The sequence below is a fragment of the Paenibacillus sp. P4_A9 genome, from assembly GCF_056402415.1.
This window is the reverse complement of record NZ_JBFUHL010000021.1, coordinates 34,356-50,847: the sequence shown is the minus strand read 5'-3', so window position 1 is coordinate 50,847 and position 16,492 is coordinate 34,356. Positions and strand designations below refer to the sequence as shown.

Here is a 16,492-nt window from a genome sequence, read left to right as displayed (position 1 = left end):
GGAGGCGTGAAGAGTGGGAATGACAAAGAAATCATTTATTTCAGTATTGTTAAGCTTTAGCTTGGTGTTTAGTTTAGTATCTGTGTTGTTAGTTAAACCAGTGGATGCGAAAACGGTCCGCGTTGCCCTTATTTCGGCATTATCAGGAGACGTTACAATTAAAAAAGGCGGCGGCTCCAAGACCTACGATGCTTACAAGGATATGAGTTTAAATCAGGGGGATACCGTTTATACGGGGGAAAGCTCCTCGGTAACACTGAGCTTAGCGAGCGGGGATGCGGATGTCACATTAGGCGGCAATGCGGAGCTCAATGTATCAGATCTTAATTCATCTAATGGAAATAAGAAATCCAAGCTTAAGGTTTGGGCAGGTTCGATGTGGGTCAAAGTGAAATCGTTGGCCGGCGCGGAAGATGAATTTGAAATTGAAACGCCAACTGCAGTAATGGGCGTACGCGGAACGCAGTTCTTCGTTTCGGTTGACCCTCTTACTGGTAAAACCAAAATGGCTGTAGGGTCTGGAAGAGTTTCTGCATCTACTGTGACGTCCAATTCGGATGAGACGCAAACCACAACGATTACCTACTTAAACCCGACACAAGAAATTACGTTAGATAATCGTGAAGAAACAACGGACTTAGACTTGAAGGTAGAATTCCTTGATCTAGAAGAATTTATCAAACAAGCTTCACCTGAAATTATTAAAGAGCTACTACTGAACAAAGATCAGATTGATAAAGAAAACGAAGCGTTTATTGCTAAAAAGAAAAAAGAAATTCAAGAAGGTCTTATTGTTGATGATAAAACTTCCCTTAATATAAAAAATCTATCTGACTTAGATAAAGTAAAGCAAAATCTAGAGAATTTGATCGGTAATGTTGCTAAGGAAGCATTGGCTGAGAATAAATTAGATCAGAAGGAACTAGACAAAATTATTGAGGAAGCAAACAAAAAGATCACGCAAGAGGATAAAAAGCTGGATTTATCTAAAGTCAAACCGCTTGATAAAACGGCAGGTGTTGATCCGGAGTTAGAGAAAAAGAAACAAGAAGAGTTACGGAAACTAGAAGAAGCGAAATTGAAAGCAAAGCTTGAAAACGATAAAAGAGTTGAAGCTGCTAAGCAAAAGCTGGCTGCTGCTTTGAAAAAGCTTGAAGAAGAAAAGAAAAAGCTTGAAGAAGCACAGAAAGCTGCTGAAGCGAAAGCGAAGGCTGAGGCTGAAGCAAAGTTGAAGGAATCTTTAACTGAGCAGGAGAAAAAGGCGTATGATGCAGCTCAAGCTGAATCGAATGCTGGAAATAAGGACAAGCCTAGTACGGAACCAGAAACAGTACCACCAGGGCCAGGGCCGGATCCGGTAGTACTAACACCTACTGTTACTTTGAGTACAGATGCGATTGCTTCAGAAGATCTAGTCACGCCACTAACGCTAAATCCTACGGAAGGTGCCAATACATCTCCGATTGCTCCTTATTATCTAAATATCAATTTAAATAACTTTACAGGAATAAAAGATATTTATGCTGTAGAGGTTCATTTACAATACGGTTCTTATACAAGGTATCTTGCCTATCCACCTCTAAGAAATAAAGATGTTTTCCACACAACAGCAGAGGGTGGATCGAGTGCAGATTATATTAAGGCGTATGAGCTAGGGTATGGAAGTGAAGGCGATAATGAACTCGTTTACGCTGTAACTAATTTTGGCACTGCACCTAACATCGCAGTTTCTGAGACAACAAAGCTAGTAAGCATTCCAATGGTAACCTCTGGAGAGGATCAGATCCGTGTTGGTAAAATTGTGATCGTTAGGAAGAATGGTCAGACTGTCGAGAAAATTATTATCGACCCAGCTGATATTGAGGCAGTGGACGTTGAAGGACCTGAGTATACAGATATTCCAGAATAACCAGAAGCGTAAAGTTAACTAGATAAAAAGGAGAAACCAATGAAACCCTTACGACAAATATTTGTTTCAAGTATAGTTGTTGCTACCTTGCTAGGCGGGTCATCGGCTTGGGCTGCTGGTTTAGATGCTGATTCGTTGAAATCCAATACCGGTCAGATTCTATCCGATGTGTCGACCTTAGCCGGTATCGGTGATTTTGAAGATCGAGAAGGGGATGCTTTACAAGCGGCCTTTCGTGCCCCAGGTAGTGTACTGCAGCTTGCCGATGGAAGTTTTCTAATTGCGGATACGCGGAATCACGTGATTCGTAAAGTGAAGGATGGACAAGTGACTACTTTTGCAGGTCCAGAAATCGCCATATTGAAGAATAGCCAAGGTTTCCCGACAGGTGGACTCTTAGATGGGAAAGCATCCGAATCATTTTTTAATGAGCCGACGGGGCTTGCCTTGGATGCCCAAGGGAATGTGTATGTAGCAGATGCGGGTAATCATGCGATTCGTAAGATAGACGTGAATGGGAATGTCTCGACGATAGCGGGCAATGGCGTACCTGGAAACAAAGACGGTAAAGGTGCAGACGCTAGCTTCAATCACCCGAGTGATATTGCAGTTACTGCAGACGGCACGGTATTTGTCGCAGATACTCTTAATCATGTCATTCGTAAAGTTGCTGCTAATGGACAAGTAACAACATTGACTGCTCCAGTTACTCGTGCAATTCAAGTTCGGCCTGGTGAAGCTTCATTCGCGGGTGAGTATCACGATGGCAGCCTTTCTACAGCATTGTTCAATGAGCCCTCGGGGCTCGCGTTAGATGGCAAAGGGAATATGTATGTAAGTGACACGGGTAATCAACGTATCCGTTATATTGACTTTGCAACAGGTCTTGTATCGACGATTGCGGGATCAACCCCATCTGTCAGTGCTTCGACGATTTATGCGAAAAATGAGTTATATGCAGAAGGTGATTTTGCAGATGGCCAAGCGTTGAAGGCGAAGTTTGACTTCCCTAAGGGACTGGCTGTGACCACAGAAGGCGGTCTGCTTATCGCAGATAGTTTGAATCACTCTGTTCGCTATTTGTTGAATGGCCAAGTAACGACGCTCACAGGAACGCTTCAAACGGGGGAGGCAGATGGTGTTGAGCAATCCGCTGAGTTCTATAGTCCTTCGGATGTGATTGCAACTAGACAAGGTACCCTCGTTGTAGCGGATGCTTCCAATAACAAAATTCGTAAAATAACGCCTTATCATTTGCCTGCGAATGTTTCGAAGGATGGATTAGTGAAGGTGGTTAGCGGCAATAAGCTGATTTCATTTGATGCACAGCCAGAAATTCAAGATGGACGCACGATGGTGCCTGTTCGTGCAATCAGTGAAACATTTGGCTATAAGGTGACCTATGTCGAGCGGGCTGGTAAATCCGTTGTTCAGCTCTCCAAAGGTGATCTGACAGTGGAGTTAACCATTGGTGAAACAGGTATCGTTCGTAAGCAAGCTGGCGCCCCAGATCGTAAGCTAGAAACGGATGCAGCACCCTATGTGAAGCAAGATCGCACTTATGTACCCATTCGCTTCTTCGCTGAACAGATCGGTTTAGATGTACAGTGGGATGCGCCACATCAAACAGCAATTTTACGTGTGAAATCCTATTTGAAATAGGCTTGTAAATAGAAAAGGCTTGGCAAGGAGAACTCCTTGTCCAAGTCTTTTTCTCGTTTGACTTCAGCTTTGCACCTCTATTGCCGATAAAAACGGAGAGTAGTGTGAAGCGGATTGGGGGCATGAAACCTTGAAGTCGAATAATCGAAACGATCAATTTGAGCGATTCTTCCAACATAATCCGATCGAAGATCCTCAGTATCTCAAGAAATATGTCAAAGAGCATCCTGATCATAAAATGGCATGGTATTTATTAGGCAGAGAATACACAGCGCAGGGCAAAGCAGGGAAGGCGGCGTATTGCTTTGCACAGGCTGGTGAAATATATGAAGCTTTCGAGCAGCAAAAAATAGGTTTGGATGGGCCTGTGCCAACCAGATTAGCGGCGTCTATTTTAGACAAAGGAACTGTGCATGTAAAACGTCAAACCAAATCACGTGGCAGGCGGAAGTGGCTCGCATACCTTGTTATGTTTGTTTTGTTGGCTATTCCCGCGGGAATGGATCTAGCTAAATCGGATGTGATGGAGAATGTGGTGGAACAGCAACAACTGGTCGAAGAGACGGCAGTCATAACAAACATTCCAAACGACAATTCTGGCGTAAAGCTGTATTTCTCCGATGGAGACTGGGGGAAGAAGCTGCAACAGATTTTACTACCTCCTGTAAGACGAGCGGGGGAATCCGTAATCATGGACGTTCCTGCAAGTAAAGATGGGCAGTGGAAGGAATGGCACCGCTCTGTCAGTCCGCTCCTAAGTGTGGAACATACGGGAGCTGGTGGAAATGAGGCCGTACTGAAGTACTATCAGGCACAAATTTGCTCCTGTCAGGTTGCGGATAGCTCCAAATTGGTACATGTCATTGCTGCTTGGATGCATGAACGTGAAGAAGCGATTATTTTACAAAGTGCGATACAGGCTTATCAAACCAAAACAGGTGGATTACCGGAAAAGGCACAGCAATTGACGAAGCCTTATCCTGATAATCTGTTACCAGGTCTTACACCACAGATGAAAGCAGCTTTCCCAGAAGCCTTGCAAAGAATGGCCGAGCCTACAAAGGCGGGGCATGCTCAGGTGCCGAATCAGTCGGGGATCACGAAAGAGGAGCAGCCATCGCTGCCGAAAGAAGAGAAGGCAGTTGCCGCAAGTAACGATCAGTCCAAAGCCTCTCCAGAGCCGTTTGTAGAGCCTCTCAGGATTATCATTGATACTGAACAGCATCAACTGGCTGTTGTAAGCGGAGAATTTATTTTACGGCGTTATCCGGTTGGTTTGGGAGGAGCGAAGACGCCGACGGGGGACTTCGTTATCAGTGAAAAAGTGCGTAACCCGAATGGCAGATCGAATGGTGAGTTTGGCAGCCGCGGGATGACTTTGTCGAATACGCTTTATGCCATACATGGGACGAATAAGCCAGCTAGCATAGGCAAGGATGAGTCACATGGCTGTGTTCGAATGCTGCAAGCGGATGTGGAGGAGTTATATAATATGGTCCCCCAACAAACCAAATTGACGATTGGTAAGGGGGTGTTACCACCCTCAGGATCGGGAGAAGGCATCGGAGCAGGGGGCGGTAATCCTCAGCAAGCGATTGGACTGCCCTTAGAGACGAAGGATAACAATCCTGGGAAGGTTTATAGATGGTTGGATTAGAAAAAGGAGGGGCAAGTATGAAACTTGTTCCCTCCTTTTTACATGTTTTCTTGCAATCAGTTTGGTATGTAAGTTGCGGACTAAAACGGTTGCAGCCCTGTTTAGAAAACTACAAGTTTTCTTCTTGACAAGAAATGCGAAAGCGATTACAATTCGAATTGTGAAGTTTTCAATCACTTTGGTGAAATCATTTGTCCAAAATGAGCAGTAAGGTCATTATGATGATAAAAACTAACACAATTGATCCTGTCCAGTAAATAGCTTTCATATTCACTTCGTTTTTCTGTCTGCGAGAAGCGGCTACTGGTTTGCGTTTGGCCATTAGAATCACCTTTTCCATTAGGATTAATTGAGATGACTCTATCATAACATAAGTAAGCACATTCAACGAATAAGAAAAATGAGCGATTCGAAAAAAGAAGTATTGACGTTCATGTCATTTTATTGTAAGATTCAATCACACGGAACACCTAAAACAATTGAATATGTCAGTTTTGATAACATGTTACCGCAAGGGCATTAGTTATTAGAAGAAATGCAAGTCTTCTTCTATAACTATGCCCTTTTTATTTTGCCAAAAATGAATTATGAAAGGGGTTGATAGCGCAAACAAAAGGCAAGTTTAACTATCGGGTTTACGTTTCACCAATAAATAACTAGATGAATTAAAAAAGGGAGAAGATGATCACATGAACATGAAAAAATGGTCAACGATTGGTTTGGCAACGTCTATGGCACTCGTAGCTGCAGGTTGCGGAAAATCCACACCCGTAGAAACGACAAAACCAGCCGCATCTGTGGCTCCAACTGCAGCAGCTTCTGCAGCACCAACTACAGCAGCTAAAGCAAAACTAACTGGTGATTTTGAAATCCAATACTTTGTTGGCGGATACGGCGACAAATGGTGGAAAAAAGTAATCGCTGACTTCCAAGCAGCAAACCCTGATTTGAAAATTAAAGAAAGTGCGGGACCAAAAATCAACGAACAAATGAAACCCCGTTGGATCGCTGGTAACCCACCTGATTTCGTATACATCGATGGACCTGAGTTGTTCGACCGTCAAATGGTTACAGATGGACAACTGGAAGACCTGACTGATTGGATCAAAGATGCGAAAAACGTAGATGGCGAGAAAATCATTGATTTGCTTGCACAAAAACCACAAGAGTTTGACGGTAAGACGTATAACATTCCTTTCGTAATGAGCTCATGGGGTATCTTCTACGATAAAGCCTTATTTAAAGACAAAGGCTGGGCTGAGCCGAAAGACTTCGAAGAGTTCTTGGCTGTAAGTGAAAAAATCAAAGGTGCTGGCATAAATCCTTTCATCCATACTGGTAAATATCCTTACTACATCAACGGTGGCATATTGTTTCCAGCGATCGTTTCTGCTAACAACAATGACTACAAATTGCTGCAAGATATGTCCACAAACAATCTTGAAGCTTGGAAAAGCCCTGCAATCATCAAAGGTTTGAACAAAATCGTTCAAATGCGCGATAAAGGCTACATCGACAAAGCATCCGTTCAAATCAACCACACGGATTCCCAATCCTTGTTCCTACAACACAAAGATGCGTTTATCCCGAACGGTCTATGGTTACCAAACGAAATGGCGAAAGACGTTCCAGGCGGCTTTGACTTCGGATTCATTCCATCCATCACACAAGATAAAGGCGGAAAAGTTGTAGCTAACACGTCCACAGCTACTTTCGGTATCGCGAAAAAAGCGAAAAACAAAGATGCTGCTAAAGCATTCATGCAATTCGTATTCTCCAAAACACAAGCTTCTCAATGGGCTGAACTAAGTGGAGCTCCTTCCAATGTTAAAGGTGACATTTCTTCTTCTAAAGCTCCTAACTTCGTTAAGGATGCTGCGAAATTCTTGTCTTCTGCTGACACGGTTGTAGTACCAACAGTTTCCTTCGCTGCTGACGTTGATAAAGCTATGCAAGATGCTACAGTTGCTTTGACTATCGGAACTATTACTCCTGAACAATGGGTGACTCGTGTAACTGATGTTGTTGCAAAACAAAAGAAATAGGAACTGAATGAAGCAGTGCGGAGAACAACAAGGGCAAAGCTGCCTAAGGCGTTCTCCGCCATTTTAATGACAGGACGGTGACGATAGAATGAAGACCAACTCGAAAAAACTGAAACGGAATTTGTTCATCGCTTCATTCATCATTCCGACTTTTATATTCTTCTGCGTATTTACGATTTACCCCGTTATACAGGCTTTACAGAAGTCGTTCTATGATTGGTCAGGAATGTCTGAAAACAGCGAGTTTATTGGGTTCGACAATTTCGTTGAACTTTTCAAGGATCCGATTGTACTTAGAGCAATTGGGAATGATTACTTTCTAGTCGTAGGTAAAGTTATTGGGATTATGATTTTGGCGACTTTCTTCGCCGTTGCCTTAACGAGATTTAATTTGAGGGGTTCTGGCTTCTTCCGAGCAATTTTCTTTATCCCGAATGTCATTTCTGTCGTTGTTATCGGCGTGCTTTGGAATTTCATTTACAATCCGCAAATCGGTTTCTTGAATGCATTCCTGTCTCTTTTTACTGAAAAGAAAGTTGATATTACTTGGTTAGGATTTCCACAGCATACGATCTGGATGCTTCTACCCCCAACCATTTGGGCAGGTATCGGCTTCTATATGATCCTCATGATTGCTGCAATCGTGAATATTCCTGCTTCCTATTATGAGGCAGCTAATATAGACGGAGCGGGTCAAGGGTCGCAATTCCGACACATCACCTTGCCGCTCATCTGGGAGCAGATTAAGGTTTCCATTATTAACATCGTTATTACTACACTCAATGGATCATTCGTTATTGTTCAGTTGATGACCAATGGCGGACAGCCGGATAATACAACGCAAGTTATGGGTTCTTATCTGTATCGGATGGCTTTTCAACAGTATCATTTCGGTTATGGAGCGGCCATTGGTGTCATGATTCTCATCGTGTCACTCATTACGACACTGATCTTGCAACGTATCATGCGCCAAGAAACAATCGAAATGCACTAAAGTCATCATAGACAAAGATACTGAGGGAGGGAAACCATCATATGGCGATCAAAAATCCATTAGCGAAAATGTTAGTTTGGATCATTCTGATTATCTGGAGTGTTGCCGTGCTCTATCCACTTGTGTGGACATTGCTCGATGCGCTCAAAAATAATGAACAATTTTTCTTAAATGCTCCATGGGAATTGCCTAAATTCCCGTTACTATGGTCGAATTTCTCATATGTGTGGAGTAAATACAATTTCAGTACTTACTTCTTAAACTCGATTATAGTTACGGTAGGAAGTACGCTGCTGGGGATGATTCTAGCCGCGATGACCGCATACATTCTGGCGAGATATGATTTTAAAGGGAATAAAATTCTCTTAACCATCTACATCTCCTCGATGATGATTCCGTTCGCGCTTGCATTAATCCCATTATTCTTCTTATTGAACGATCTACATCTAATTAATACGTGGTTAGGGTTAATTCTCGTCTATGCGGCGCTCAACTTACCGTTCGGGATCTTCTTGCTTGTAGGCTTCTACAAGTCGCTGCCGAAAGAAATTGAAGAGGCTGCGATTATTGATGGAACGTCTCACTATGGCACGTTCTTCCGTGTTATGTTACCATTGTCACAGCCAGGTCTAATTACGGTTATGATTACGAACATGCTGAATAACTGGAATGAATACTTCCTCGGGGTTGTTCTAACGAACGAGCCTTCCAAGTACACGCTTCCAATTGGTTTGGCTGTTATGCAAGCTGAGATGCAATATCGTGTAGAATGGGGTCCGTTATTCGCAGGATTGCTGATCACAACATTACCGACTTTGATCGTATATATGATATATCAACGCCAAATTGCAAGTGGGATTACAGCAGGAGCTGTGAAATAACTGTATATGGCAATGCATAGAAAAAACACCTTTACCTAGAGGAATTTATCCTTTCGGGAGGGTGTTCTTTCTACTATAATGGGGATAGGTAAAAGCAAACAAGAAACGGCCAAACTTGTGGGCTATAGGTGAATCAGATGAGTGTAATGTATGCATTTCAGAAGATGGGGAGATCATTGATGATCCCTATTGCGGTGCTGCCGGCAGCATCCATACTTCTTCGAATTGGTAAAATGTCTTTTAATGATCCGTTCCTGATTCATGTGGCTCAGATTTTTGAGCTTGGCGGAAGTGCAATTTTTGATAATTTGCCACTGATATTCGCCATAGGGATCGCAATTGGATTAACTTCAGGAGATGGTATTGCCGCATTAGCGGCGGCCGTTGGATACTTGGTTTTTGACAATGTACTTAAACATTTTCAAGCCAGTTCAGGTGGATCAGAGCCACTGGATACTGGCGTACTTGGTGGCATGCTGGTAGGGATGTTTTCGGCCACTTTCTTCAATCGATATCAACATATTCGTTTGCCAAAGGCACTTGGATTTTTCGGTGGAAAACGATTTGTTCCGCTTGTAACGTCACTTGTGATGGTTTTCCTCGGGGTATTGATCGGGCTAATCTGGCCTCCTATACAGCGGGGAATTAGCGAAATAGGGTTATGGATTGTCGACAACGGCAATATTGKGGTTTTCATTTACGGCATTATGAATCGACTACTCATACCGACAGGTCTTCATCATGTCATTAATAATATCGCTTGGTTTCAAATTGGAGATTTCGTTACGCCTGCTGGCAAAGTTGTTCATGGGGATATCTCACGCTTCTTCGCTGGAGATCCTACAGCAGGGATGTTTATGACTGGATTCTATCCAGTTATCATGTTCGGACTACCAGCTGCGGCTCTTGCTGTAGTGCGAAGCACTTCATCAACCACGCGGAAATTTGTAGCCCCTGTGATGTTAACTGCAGCGCTAACAAGTTTTCTAACAGGAATTACAGAGCCGATCGAATTTGCTTTTATGTTTGTCGCCCCTGTCCTTTATGTGATTCATGCCGTATTAACTGGTTTGTCCATGCTGATCATGAATATCCTTCAGGTCAAAATGGGCTTTGGCTTCTCAGCAGGATTTATCGATTTCGTACTGAACTGGCATCTGGCGACGAATCCATATTGGATACTTCTCATTGGTGCAGGGTACTTTTGTCTATATTATATGACCTTTCGCGCGTATCTCCATTTCTTCCCGATGAAAGTATCGACGAAGGACGAAGTTGATCAACAGGACACAGTAGACATGGTGATGAATAACAACACAATCGTAGAAGATCGACCGTCCAGTATTCTTAAGTTTATTGGCGGAGCTTCTAATATTATATCCATTGATGCTTGTATTACACGACTGCGTTTACTTGTGAAAGAAGAGACCCTCGTCAAAGATGGAGAGCTGAAGGAACTTGGTGCTATTGGTGTTATCCGACTAGGAAAAGGCAATGTACATGTTGTTTTTGGAACGGAATCGGAACAAATTCGTGAAAGCATTAAACCTTTGCTGGGTACAAGTGAGAAAACTTCTAATCGAGGCCATTGAAAGATGAGCGACCGCGTTTAGAGGTAAGTTTTATCGCCAATAAGAAAGACGTTTTCGGGAACCGAAATCTTATTCTTTCTTATGTGGAGAGAAATAATCAGGACAAACCTAAGAACGCGGAGGTGTCTTATGATTGAACGGACGATCATACATGTTCTATCCCATAACGTCGTGATGGCGCATTTGAGTTCGGGCAAAAATTCCATCGCATTTGGTAAGGGAATAGGTTTCAAGAAAACAGCGGGCATGATGATCGATGAAGCTGAAATTACACAAGAATTTCTCTTACATACATCGGAAGTATTGAAGAACTATGAACAAATTCTAAATGCCGTAGATGTGAAAATTATCGGGATCACGGAGGAAGTTATTGCCTACGCACAAAGCATGCTAGAAGGTGATTTCTCAGAAACGATCCATGCATCGCTCGTAGATCATATTAACTTTGCTGTTGAGCGGCAGAAACGCGGAATTTTCATAACGAACCCATTTGCCTATGAAATTGGTTATATGTACCCCGAGGAATATAAGGTAGCTAAGAAATCCGTCGAATTCCTGAATGAACACCTGGATGTGAAATTACCTGAGGATGAGGTTGCCTTCTTGACGATGCATTTCAACAGTGCACGTAAGAAAGAGCAAGCATCCGATTCCCTTGCGGTGGTAAGAGTGGTTTCTCATACGATCGAATCGGCAAAGGAGCTTGGTTTTAATTTCGATGATTCGTTTTCAACACTTCGTTTTATCAGCCATTTAAAAGGTGTAATTGAACGGGTGAAGCAAAAGAAAACACTTCAAAACTCACTCCTTTCCAAAATTAAAGAAGAGTACGGCGATACGTATGTGAAAGCAAAGGTTTTATCGTTATTGCTAAGTGATTCCTTACAGTTAGAAGTACCTGACGATGAGACTGGATACTTGACGATGCATCTGGAGCGCTTGCTGCAACGTACCGAAGTGTAGGAGAATTAAATAAGCTTAGAGCATTCCCTTGCAACCTTCGTGGAGCAGGGATTTTTTGTTTGAATACGAGGTTTAAGACCTCGAGTGGATTGCATATTTCTACATTGTCAGCTAAACTGACTGTTAGAGTACTTAGAGAACGGAGTGCATAGGACATGCTGTATAAGAAGTTAGCCAAACCCGTTTTGTTCCGAATGGATCCGGAAAAAGCGCATCATTTGACGATTGACGGCCTTAGTGTTGTCGGGAATTTACCAGGTGGAAAGCAATTACTTAAATCCATGTATGGGGTGTCAGATTCATCTCAACTAACGCAAGAATTATGGGGATTACACTTTGGTAATCCAGTGGGTCTTGCTGCTGGGCTAGATAAAAATGCGAAAGCGGTAAAAGGTTTTTCGCAATTGGGTTTTGGTTTCATGGAAGTGGGTACGATTACGCCTAAACCACAGCCAGGAAATGAGTTGCCACGTTTGTTCCGTCTTCCGGAGGACAAAGCACTCATAAACCGCATGGGTTTCAACAATGTAGGCATGGTAGAGATGGCGTCTAACCTAGAAAAAACAGGTAAACGTACGATTCCAGTAGCCGTAAACATAGGAAAAAATAAATCAACGCCAAACGAACAGGCTGAAGAAGATTATCGGGCTTGTATTGGAGCGTTATATACATATGGTGATTTCTTTGTTGTAAACATAAGCTCACCAAATACACCTGATTTGCGTAATTTACAACATGGTGATGATTTGAAACGCTTGTTGTCTACTGTACGTGATGAGATGCAAGTGCAGCATAAACAGCATGGCGGTGCCGCGAAGCCAGTGCTTGTCAAAATTGCGCCAGATCTATCTGATGAGGAGCTAGTTCTTACTGTACAGATCATTAAGGAAAGCGGTATATCGGGGATCATCGCAACGAATACCACACTGAGCAGAGAAGGCTTACGTCATGCCAATCGCGAGCAAGCGGGGGGTCTGAGTGGTGTGCCGTTAACGGGGCGCTCAACGGATGTCATTCGACGTGTGTACCAATTAACAGAAGGCAAGCTGCCGATTATAGGGGCGGGTGGAATTTTCACTGCGCAGGATGCGTATGAGAAAATCCGTGCTGGAGCAAGCCTAGTTGAGGTATATACAGCATTAATTTACGAGGGGCCAGGTCTGTTAGGCCGCATAAATAAAGGTCTTCACGAGTTATTAAAGAGAGATGGCTTCACACATATTTCCCAGGCAATAGGCGTAGATTCGCACTAACTTCATTCAGAATGGAGGGTACATGGATGGATGGACGAGACTGGAAGAAGTTTCTACTGCCCTATGAGCAAGCGGTAGAAGAGTTGAAAGTAAAGTTCAAGACATTACGTGGTGAGCTCAAAAGTCGTGAAGAGTACGCACCGATTGAATTTGTAACGGGACGTGTCAAGAAAATATCAAGCGTTCTGGAGAAAGCGAAGCGTTTGAGCGTTCCAATGGATCAATTAGAGTCAGGCATTGAAGATATCGCAGGAATTCGCATTATGTGCCAATTTGTAGAGGATACTGAGAGTCTGGCTGAGCTCATCCGCAGCAGACAAGACATGAGTGTTGTCTATGAAAAGGATTATATTACAAATAAAAAGCCGAGCGGATATCGAAGCTTTCATATTATTATTGAATACCCTGTACAAACCGCACTTGGCATGAAGAAAATTTTAGCAGAAGTGCAGATTCGGACGCTGGCTATGAATTTCTGGGCGACGATTGAGCATTCTTTGAATTATAAATATAAAGAGCAATTACCTGTTGAGGTCCGGGCCCGATTAAGTAAAGCAGCAGAAGCGGCTTATTTATTAGATCAGGAAATGTCTAGTATTCGCGGTGAGATTATGGCCTCCCAACGGATGTTTGAAGATAACTCCAATTTGGTCAACCGTGTACTGAGCAACATCCAAGAATTATATTTTTATCATCGGGTAAGAGAAGCCGCTCAGTTTCAATTGAGATTTAATGAAATATGGGAAACGGAAGAAGGGCTTAGTGATTTATCTGCCGATATCGAGGCTGCCATTGCGAGAGCTAAAAAAGGAGATAATAGCTAATCTATGAGCGAGTATGACCGATTGTATGTCGCTTTTCTGTACTATTTTAACGATCAGCGGGATTATTTCGAATGTCATGAAGTGATGGAGGAGCTTTGGCTGGAGGAAGGCCGAAATCCGCTATATCAAGGTCTGCTGCAAATTGCAGTAGGCCTTTATCATCATTCGAATGGAAATGCGAGCGGTTCTATTAAACTGTTTAGCTCGGGGCTTGAGAAGCTGGCTCATTATCCTGAACATGTGCTAGGCATTGATCTTGGCCTTTTGATGAAGGATAGTGAGGTTTATCTGGGGAAGCTGCTGAGATTGCAAGATGAGCCGTTTCTTCCTTATGATTTGGACATTGTGATTCTTGAGCAAGAGCTTGTGGATCTACTGGATGAGTTGAGGTTGGATCCACCGCAAAGTATAGCACATGATTGAAACGAAAAAGGGACTTCTCACCACGGGGTGAAGAAGTCCTTTTGTAGGTTTAACTATGACTATTTATTGGACATATTCTTTTGGAAAAAAGCTTTGAAAATTTCTGGCGTATTGCCGCCTGTTGAACCTGCTTCTGGAATGCCGCCTTCTATGCGGGCAGCTTCTACACCATTTTTATAGTAAACAATGGTTGGTGTAGAGTTGATTTTGTAGTTATTCCAACCGTCTTTGAATTCTTCCAAATTAAACTGCTTCACGTCGATACCGAGTTCTTTCTGCATAGGAACTAGGACGGGTGTTGTTACTTTGCAATGTGGGCAAGTTGATGCATAATAATATTGGAAGAAAGTTTCTTTGTTCTTCAATCTTTCATCCAAAGCTTTGGGCAAAATCAAGTTCTGATAGTTCGGATCATTTAACTGCTTCACTGTCTCAGGATTTAGCTTGGATGCGGCAACACCGTATGGATTACCTGCATTCGCTTTATCCGAAGTTTTGGTAGATTGCTGATTAACGAAGTATAACCCACCGAATAAAATGACTACAATGCCTAAATAAATAAGCAACTTCTTCATGAATGCACCTCTTTATTATTTCTACTTTCTACTATCTTCTATAAAAAGTATAGCATATCCTGTCCAATATCGGAATAATATTGGCTGTTTCGTGACAAGTCAGCTATAATACCGTTACAACATAACAAGGAAATAACAAACTGCCTGATTTTAGAGGATTTTATATAGAAAGCGAAGATGTCGAATGGCGAAGCAGCTACCACTCCTTTTTAAGGAGAAAATGATTGATTTACTAGGTGAAGAAGAATTTGAGCTATTTCTTGCTTCTTATGATGAACCGCGAGTGTTTGGATTAAGGGTAAATACAGGGAAGGTGGATCGTCATGATTTTTTGGAGAAAAGTCCATTTCATCTGACGGCTGTGCCTTGGGCATCTGATGGTTTTTATTATGAAGAAGGTGAACGACCTGGTAAGCATCCCAATTATCATGCAGGGCTTTATTATATCCAAGAGCCAAGTGCGATGGCACCTGTGGGATTGCTTGAGGTAAAGCCTGGGGAACGGGTTCTTGATTTATGCGCAGCACCTGGTGGGAAATCGACGCAAATCGCCGCGAAGCTGAAAGGTGAAGGCGTGCTAGTCGTAAACGATATCCATTCAGATCGGGTTAAAGCTTTGGTTAAAAATCTTGAACTGCTCGGTGTGCGAAATGCTGTTGTTTTGAATGAGAAGCCAGAACGCATGTTGACCGTATTCGAGGGTTATTTTGATAAAATATTAATTGATGCGCCTTGCTCCGGTGAAGGGATGTTCCGCAAAGAAGAAGATATGATGGGCCAGTGGGAGCGTCACTCTGTTCAGGAATTTGCTGCGATGCAGCGAGAATTGTTGGGACAAGCCGCGGTTATGTTAGCACCGGGTGGCAGAATCGTGTACTCGACGTGTACGTTCTCACCTGAGGAAAACGAGGCGCAGATTGCTGAGTTTCTGGACAAGCATCCAGCGTTTGATGTCGTGCCTATTGAGGGATTCAGTCCTGGGCGACCGGATTGGCTGCGTGAGCCGTGGTGTGAGGCGGATGCGTACAGTTCAAGTGCTAAGGCTGCTGTGGCGGGGACGGCGAGGTTGTGGCCGCATAAATTGCGGGGTGAGGGGCATTTTTTGGCGGTTTTGGGGTTGGGTGTTGGGGCGGATGCAAGTGCAAGTGTGAGTGCAAGTGCAAGTGCGGGGGCTGCCGACTTTGTGTCGGCAGCTGGAAAGCGTAGCGGCCGTCAGGCGCTACGCGGGAAGGGTCGTGCTGAGGTACCGCCCAGCACAGGGGTGAGCTTGGAGCCGCTGGAGGCGTTCTCCGGTGAGCTGCTTCGCAGCGAGCCTTTCGCCCTGAGGCGGCTTGTCTGTTACGGCGAGCACGCGTATGCGTCGCCGGCGGGGTTGCCCGAGCTGCACGGACTGAAAGTCGTGCGGCCAGGCTGGTACATCGGCGCGCTGCACCGCGGCCGATTCGAACCGTCCCATGCTTTAGCCATGGGACTGCGTTTGCGCGAAGCCAAGCGAGCGCTGAGCTTGGCTTCGAGCGACGAGCGAGCCCTTCGGTACCTGAAGGGCGAGACGCTCGAAGTCGCGGAGAGCGAGATTCTCCGCGATCTGGAAGAGACCAAGGCAGCCAAAGGCTACTGCCTGGTCTGCATTGACGACCATCCCGTCGGCTGGGGCAAGTGGCTCGACGGGATGTTGAAGAATGAATATCCGCCCGGCTGGAGGTGGACCTAAACG

At 43.8% G+C, this 16,492-nt stretch carries 14 protein-coding genes; 12 read left to right on the top strand and 2 right to left on the bottom strand.

All coding sequences use genetic code 11. The features are described from left to right. The first annotated feature begins 19 nt into the window (after positions 1 to 19). The 3 genes from AC1DVJ_RS15555 to AC1DVJ_RS15545 all read left to right on the top strand — a co-directional run bounded on the left by AC1DVJ_RS15555 (position 20) and on the right by AC1DVJ_RS15545 (position 5,228). Complete coding sequence (locus AC1DVJ_RS15555; RefSeq protein ID WP_477592182.1) at positions 20 to 1,909, top strand: FecR family protein; 1,890 nt, start codon at positions 20 to 22, stop codon at positions 1,907 to 1,909. Positions 1,910 to 1,948: 39 nt separating this feature from the next. Beyond that, positions 1,949 to 3,571 carry an NHL domain-containing protein gene (locus AC1DVJ_RS15550; protein ID WP_477592147.1) on the top strand — a complete coding sequence of 541 codons (1,623 nt, stop codon included), beginning with the start codon at positions 1,949 to 1,951 and terminating at the stop codon, positions 3,569 to 3,571. A gap of 130 nt (positions 3,572 to 3,701) precedes the next feature. After that, positions 3,702 to 5,228, top strand: coding sequence for a L,D-transpeptidase (locus tag AC1DVJ_RS15545; protein WP_477592146.1), 1,527 nt, complete (start codon positions 3,702 to 3,704; stop codon positions 5,226 to 5,228). A 187-nt stretch (positions 5,229 to 5,415) separates the two neighbouring features. Here the strand turns inward: AC1DVJ_RS15545 and AC1DVJ_RS15540 are convergent, their stop codons facing one another. Then, complete coding sequence (locus AC1DVJ_RS15540) at positions 5,416 to 5,550, bottom strand: hypothetical protein (RefSeq protein ID WP_477592145.1); 135 nt, start codon at positions 5,548 to 5,550, stop codon at positions 5,416 to 5,418. Between the two features lie 373 nt (positions 5,551 to 5,923). Between AC1DVJ_RS15540 and AC1DVJ_RS15535 the strand changes: the two genes are divergently transcribed. The 8 genes from AC1DVJ_RS15535 to AC1DVJ_RS15500 all read left to right on the top strand — a co-directional run bounded on the left by AC1DVJ_RS15535 (position 5,924) and on the right by AC1DVJ_RS15500 (position 14,203). After that, a complete protein-coding gene (locus AC1DVJ_RS15535; protein ID WP_477592144.1) occupies positions 5,924 to 7,273 on the top strand; it encodes an ABC transporter substrate-binding protein in 1,350 nt (449 codons plus the stop codon). A gap of 88 nt (positions 7,274 to 7,361) precedes the next feature. Then, positions 7,362 to 8,267 carry a carbohydrate ABC transporter permease gene (locus AC1DVJ_RS15530; protein WP_477592143.1) on the top strand — a complete coding sequence of 302 codons (906 nt, stop codon included), beginning with the start codon at positions 7,362 to 7,364 and terminating at the stop codon, positions 8,265 to 8,267. A 41-nt stretch (positions 8,268 to 8,308) separates the two neighbouring features. Then, entirely contained in the window at positions 8,309 to 9,148 is an 840-nt protein-coding gene (locus AC1DVJ_RS15525; protein WP_477592142.1) for a carbohydrate ABC transporter permease, read from the top strand. Positions 9,149 to 9,294: 146 nt separating this feature from the next. Next, on the top strand, positions 9,295 to 10,740 hold the full coding sequence (locus tag AC1DVJ_RS15520) for a PTS transporter subunit EIIC (RefSeq protein ID WP_477592181.1): 1,446 nt from the start codon (positions 9,295 to 9,297) through the stop codon (positions 10,738 to 10,740). Positions 10,741 to 10,869: 129 nt separating this feature from the next. Then, positions 10,870 to 11,703, top strand: a complete 834-nt coding sequence (locus AC1DVJ_RS15515) for a PRD domain-containing protein (protein WP_477592141.1) — start codon at positions 10,870 to 10,872, stop codon at positions 11,701 to 11,703. Between the two features lie 155 nt (positions 11,704 to 11,858). Next, positions 11,859 to 12,956, top strand: a complete 1,098-nt coding sequence (locus AC1DVJ_RS15510; protein ID WP_477592140.1) for a quinone-dependent dihydroorotate dehydrogenase — start codon at positions 11,859 to 11,861, stop codon at positions 12,954 to 12,956. Positions 12,957 to 12,982: 26 nt separating this feature from the next. Further along, positions 12,983 to 13,780 carry a GTP diphosphokinase gene (yjbM, locus tag AC1DVJ_RS15505; RefSeq protein ID WP_477592139.1) on the top strand — a complete coding sequence of 266 codons (798 nt, stop codon included), beginning with the start codon at positions 12,983 to 12,985 and terminating at the stop codon, positions 13,778 to 13,780. 3 nt (positions 13,781 to 13,783) lie between these two features. Further along, positions 13,784 to 14,203, top strand: a complete 420-nt coding sequence (locus AC1DVJ_RS15500; RefSeq protein ID WP_477592138.1) for a DUF309 domain-containing protein — start codon at positions 13,784 to 13,786, stop codon at positions 14,201 to 14,203. A 59-nt stretch (positions 14,204 to 14,262) separates the two neighbouring features. Here the strand turns inward: AC1DVJ_RS15500 and AC1DVJ_RS15495 are convergent, their stop codons facing one another. Further along, positions 14,263 to 14,778, bottom strand: coding sequence for a thioredoxin family protein (locus AC1DVJ_RS15495; protein ID WP_477592137.1), 516 nt, complete (start codon positions 14,776 to 14,778; stop codon positions 14,263 to 14,265). A 184-nt stretch (positions 14,779 to 14,962) separates the two neighbouring features. On the opposite strand from AC1DVJ_RS15495, the gene AC1DVJ_RS15490 reads away from it, so the two are divergent. Beyond that, positions 14,963 to 16,489 (top strand): RsmB/NOP family class I SAM-dependent RNA methyltransferase, encoded by a 1,527-nt coding sequence (locus tag AC1DVJ_RS15490; RefSeq protein WP_477592136.1) that lies wholly within the window; start codon positions 14,963 to 14,965, stop codon positions 16,487 to 16,489. Positions 16,490 to 16,492: the final 3 nt, after the last annotated feature.

Coding starts and splice junctions, on each gene's coding strand:
- AC1DVJ_RS15540 (WP_477592145.1), bottom strand. CDS start 5,550: ATGGCCAAACGCAAACCAGTAGCCGCTTCTCGCAGACAGAAAAACGAA.
- AC1DVJ_RS15555 (WP_477592182.1), top strand. CDS start 20: ATGACAAAGAAATCATTTATTTCAGTATTGTTAAGCTTTAGCTTGGTG.
- AC1DVJ_RS15515 (WP_477592141.1), top strand. CDS start 10,870: ATGATTGAACGGACGATCATACATGTTCTATCCCATAACGTCGTGATG.
- AC1DVJ_RS15535 (WP_477592144.1), top strand. CDS start 5,924: ATGAAAAAATGGTCAACGATTGGTTTGGCAACGTCTATGGCACTCGTA.
- AC1DVJ_RS15525 (WP_477592142.1), top strand. CDS start 8,309: ATGGCGATCAAAAATCCATTAGCGAAAATGTTAGTTTGGATCATTCTG.
- AC1DVJ_RS15500 (WP_477592138.1), top strand. CDS start 13,784: ATGAGCGAGTATGACCGATTGTATGTCGCTTTTCTGTACTATTTTAAC.
- AC1DVJ_RS15510 (WP_477592140.1), top strand. CDS start 11,859: ATGCTGTATAAGAAGTTAGCCAAACCCGTTTTGTTCCGAATGGATCCG.
- AC1DVJ_RS15550 (WP_477592147.1), top strand. CDS start 1,949: ATGAAACCCTTACGACAAATATTTGTTTCAAGTATAGTTGTTGCTACC.
- AC1DVJ_RS15490 (WP_477592136.1), top strand. CDS start 14,963: ATGGCGAAGCAGCTACCACTCCTTTTTAAGGAGAAAATGATTGATTTA.
- AC1DVJ_RS15530 (WP_477592143.1), top strand. CDS start 7,362: ATGAAGACCAACTCGAAAAAACTGAAACGGAATTTGTTCATCGCTTCA.
- yjbM (WP_477592139.1), top strand. CDS start 12,983: ATGGATGGACGAGACTGGAAGAAGTTTCTACTGCCCTATGAGCAAGCG.
- AC1DVJ_RS15495 (WP_477592137.1), bottom strand. CDS start 14,778: ATGAAGAAGTTGCTTATTTATTTAGGCATTGTAGTCATTTTATTCGGT.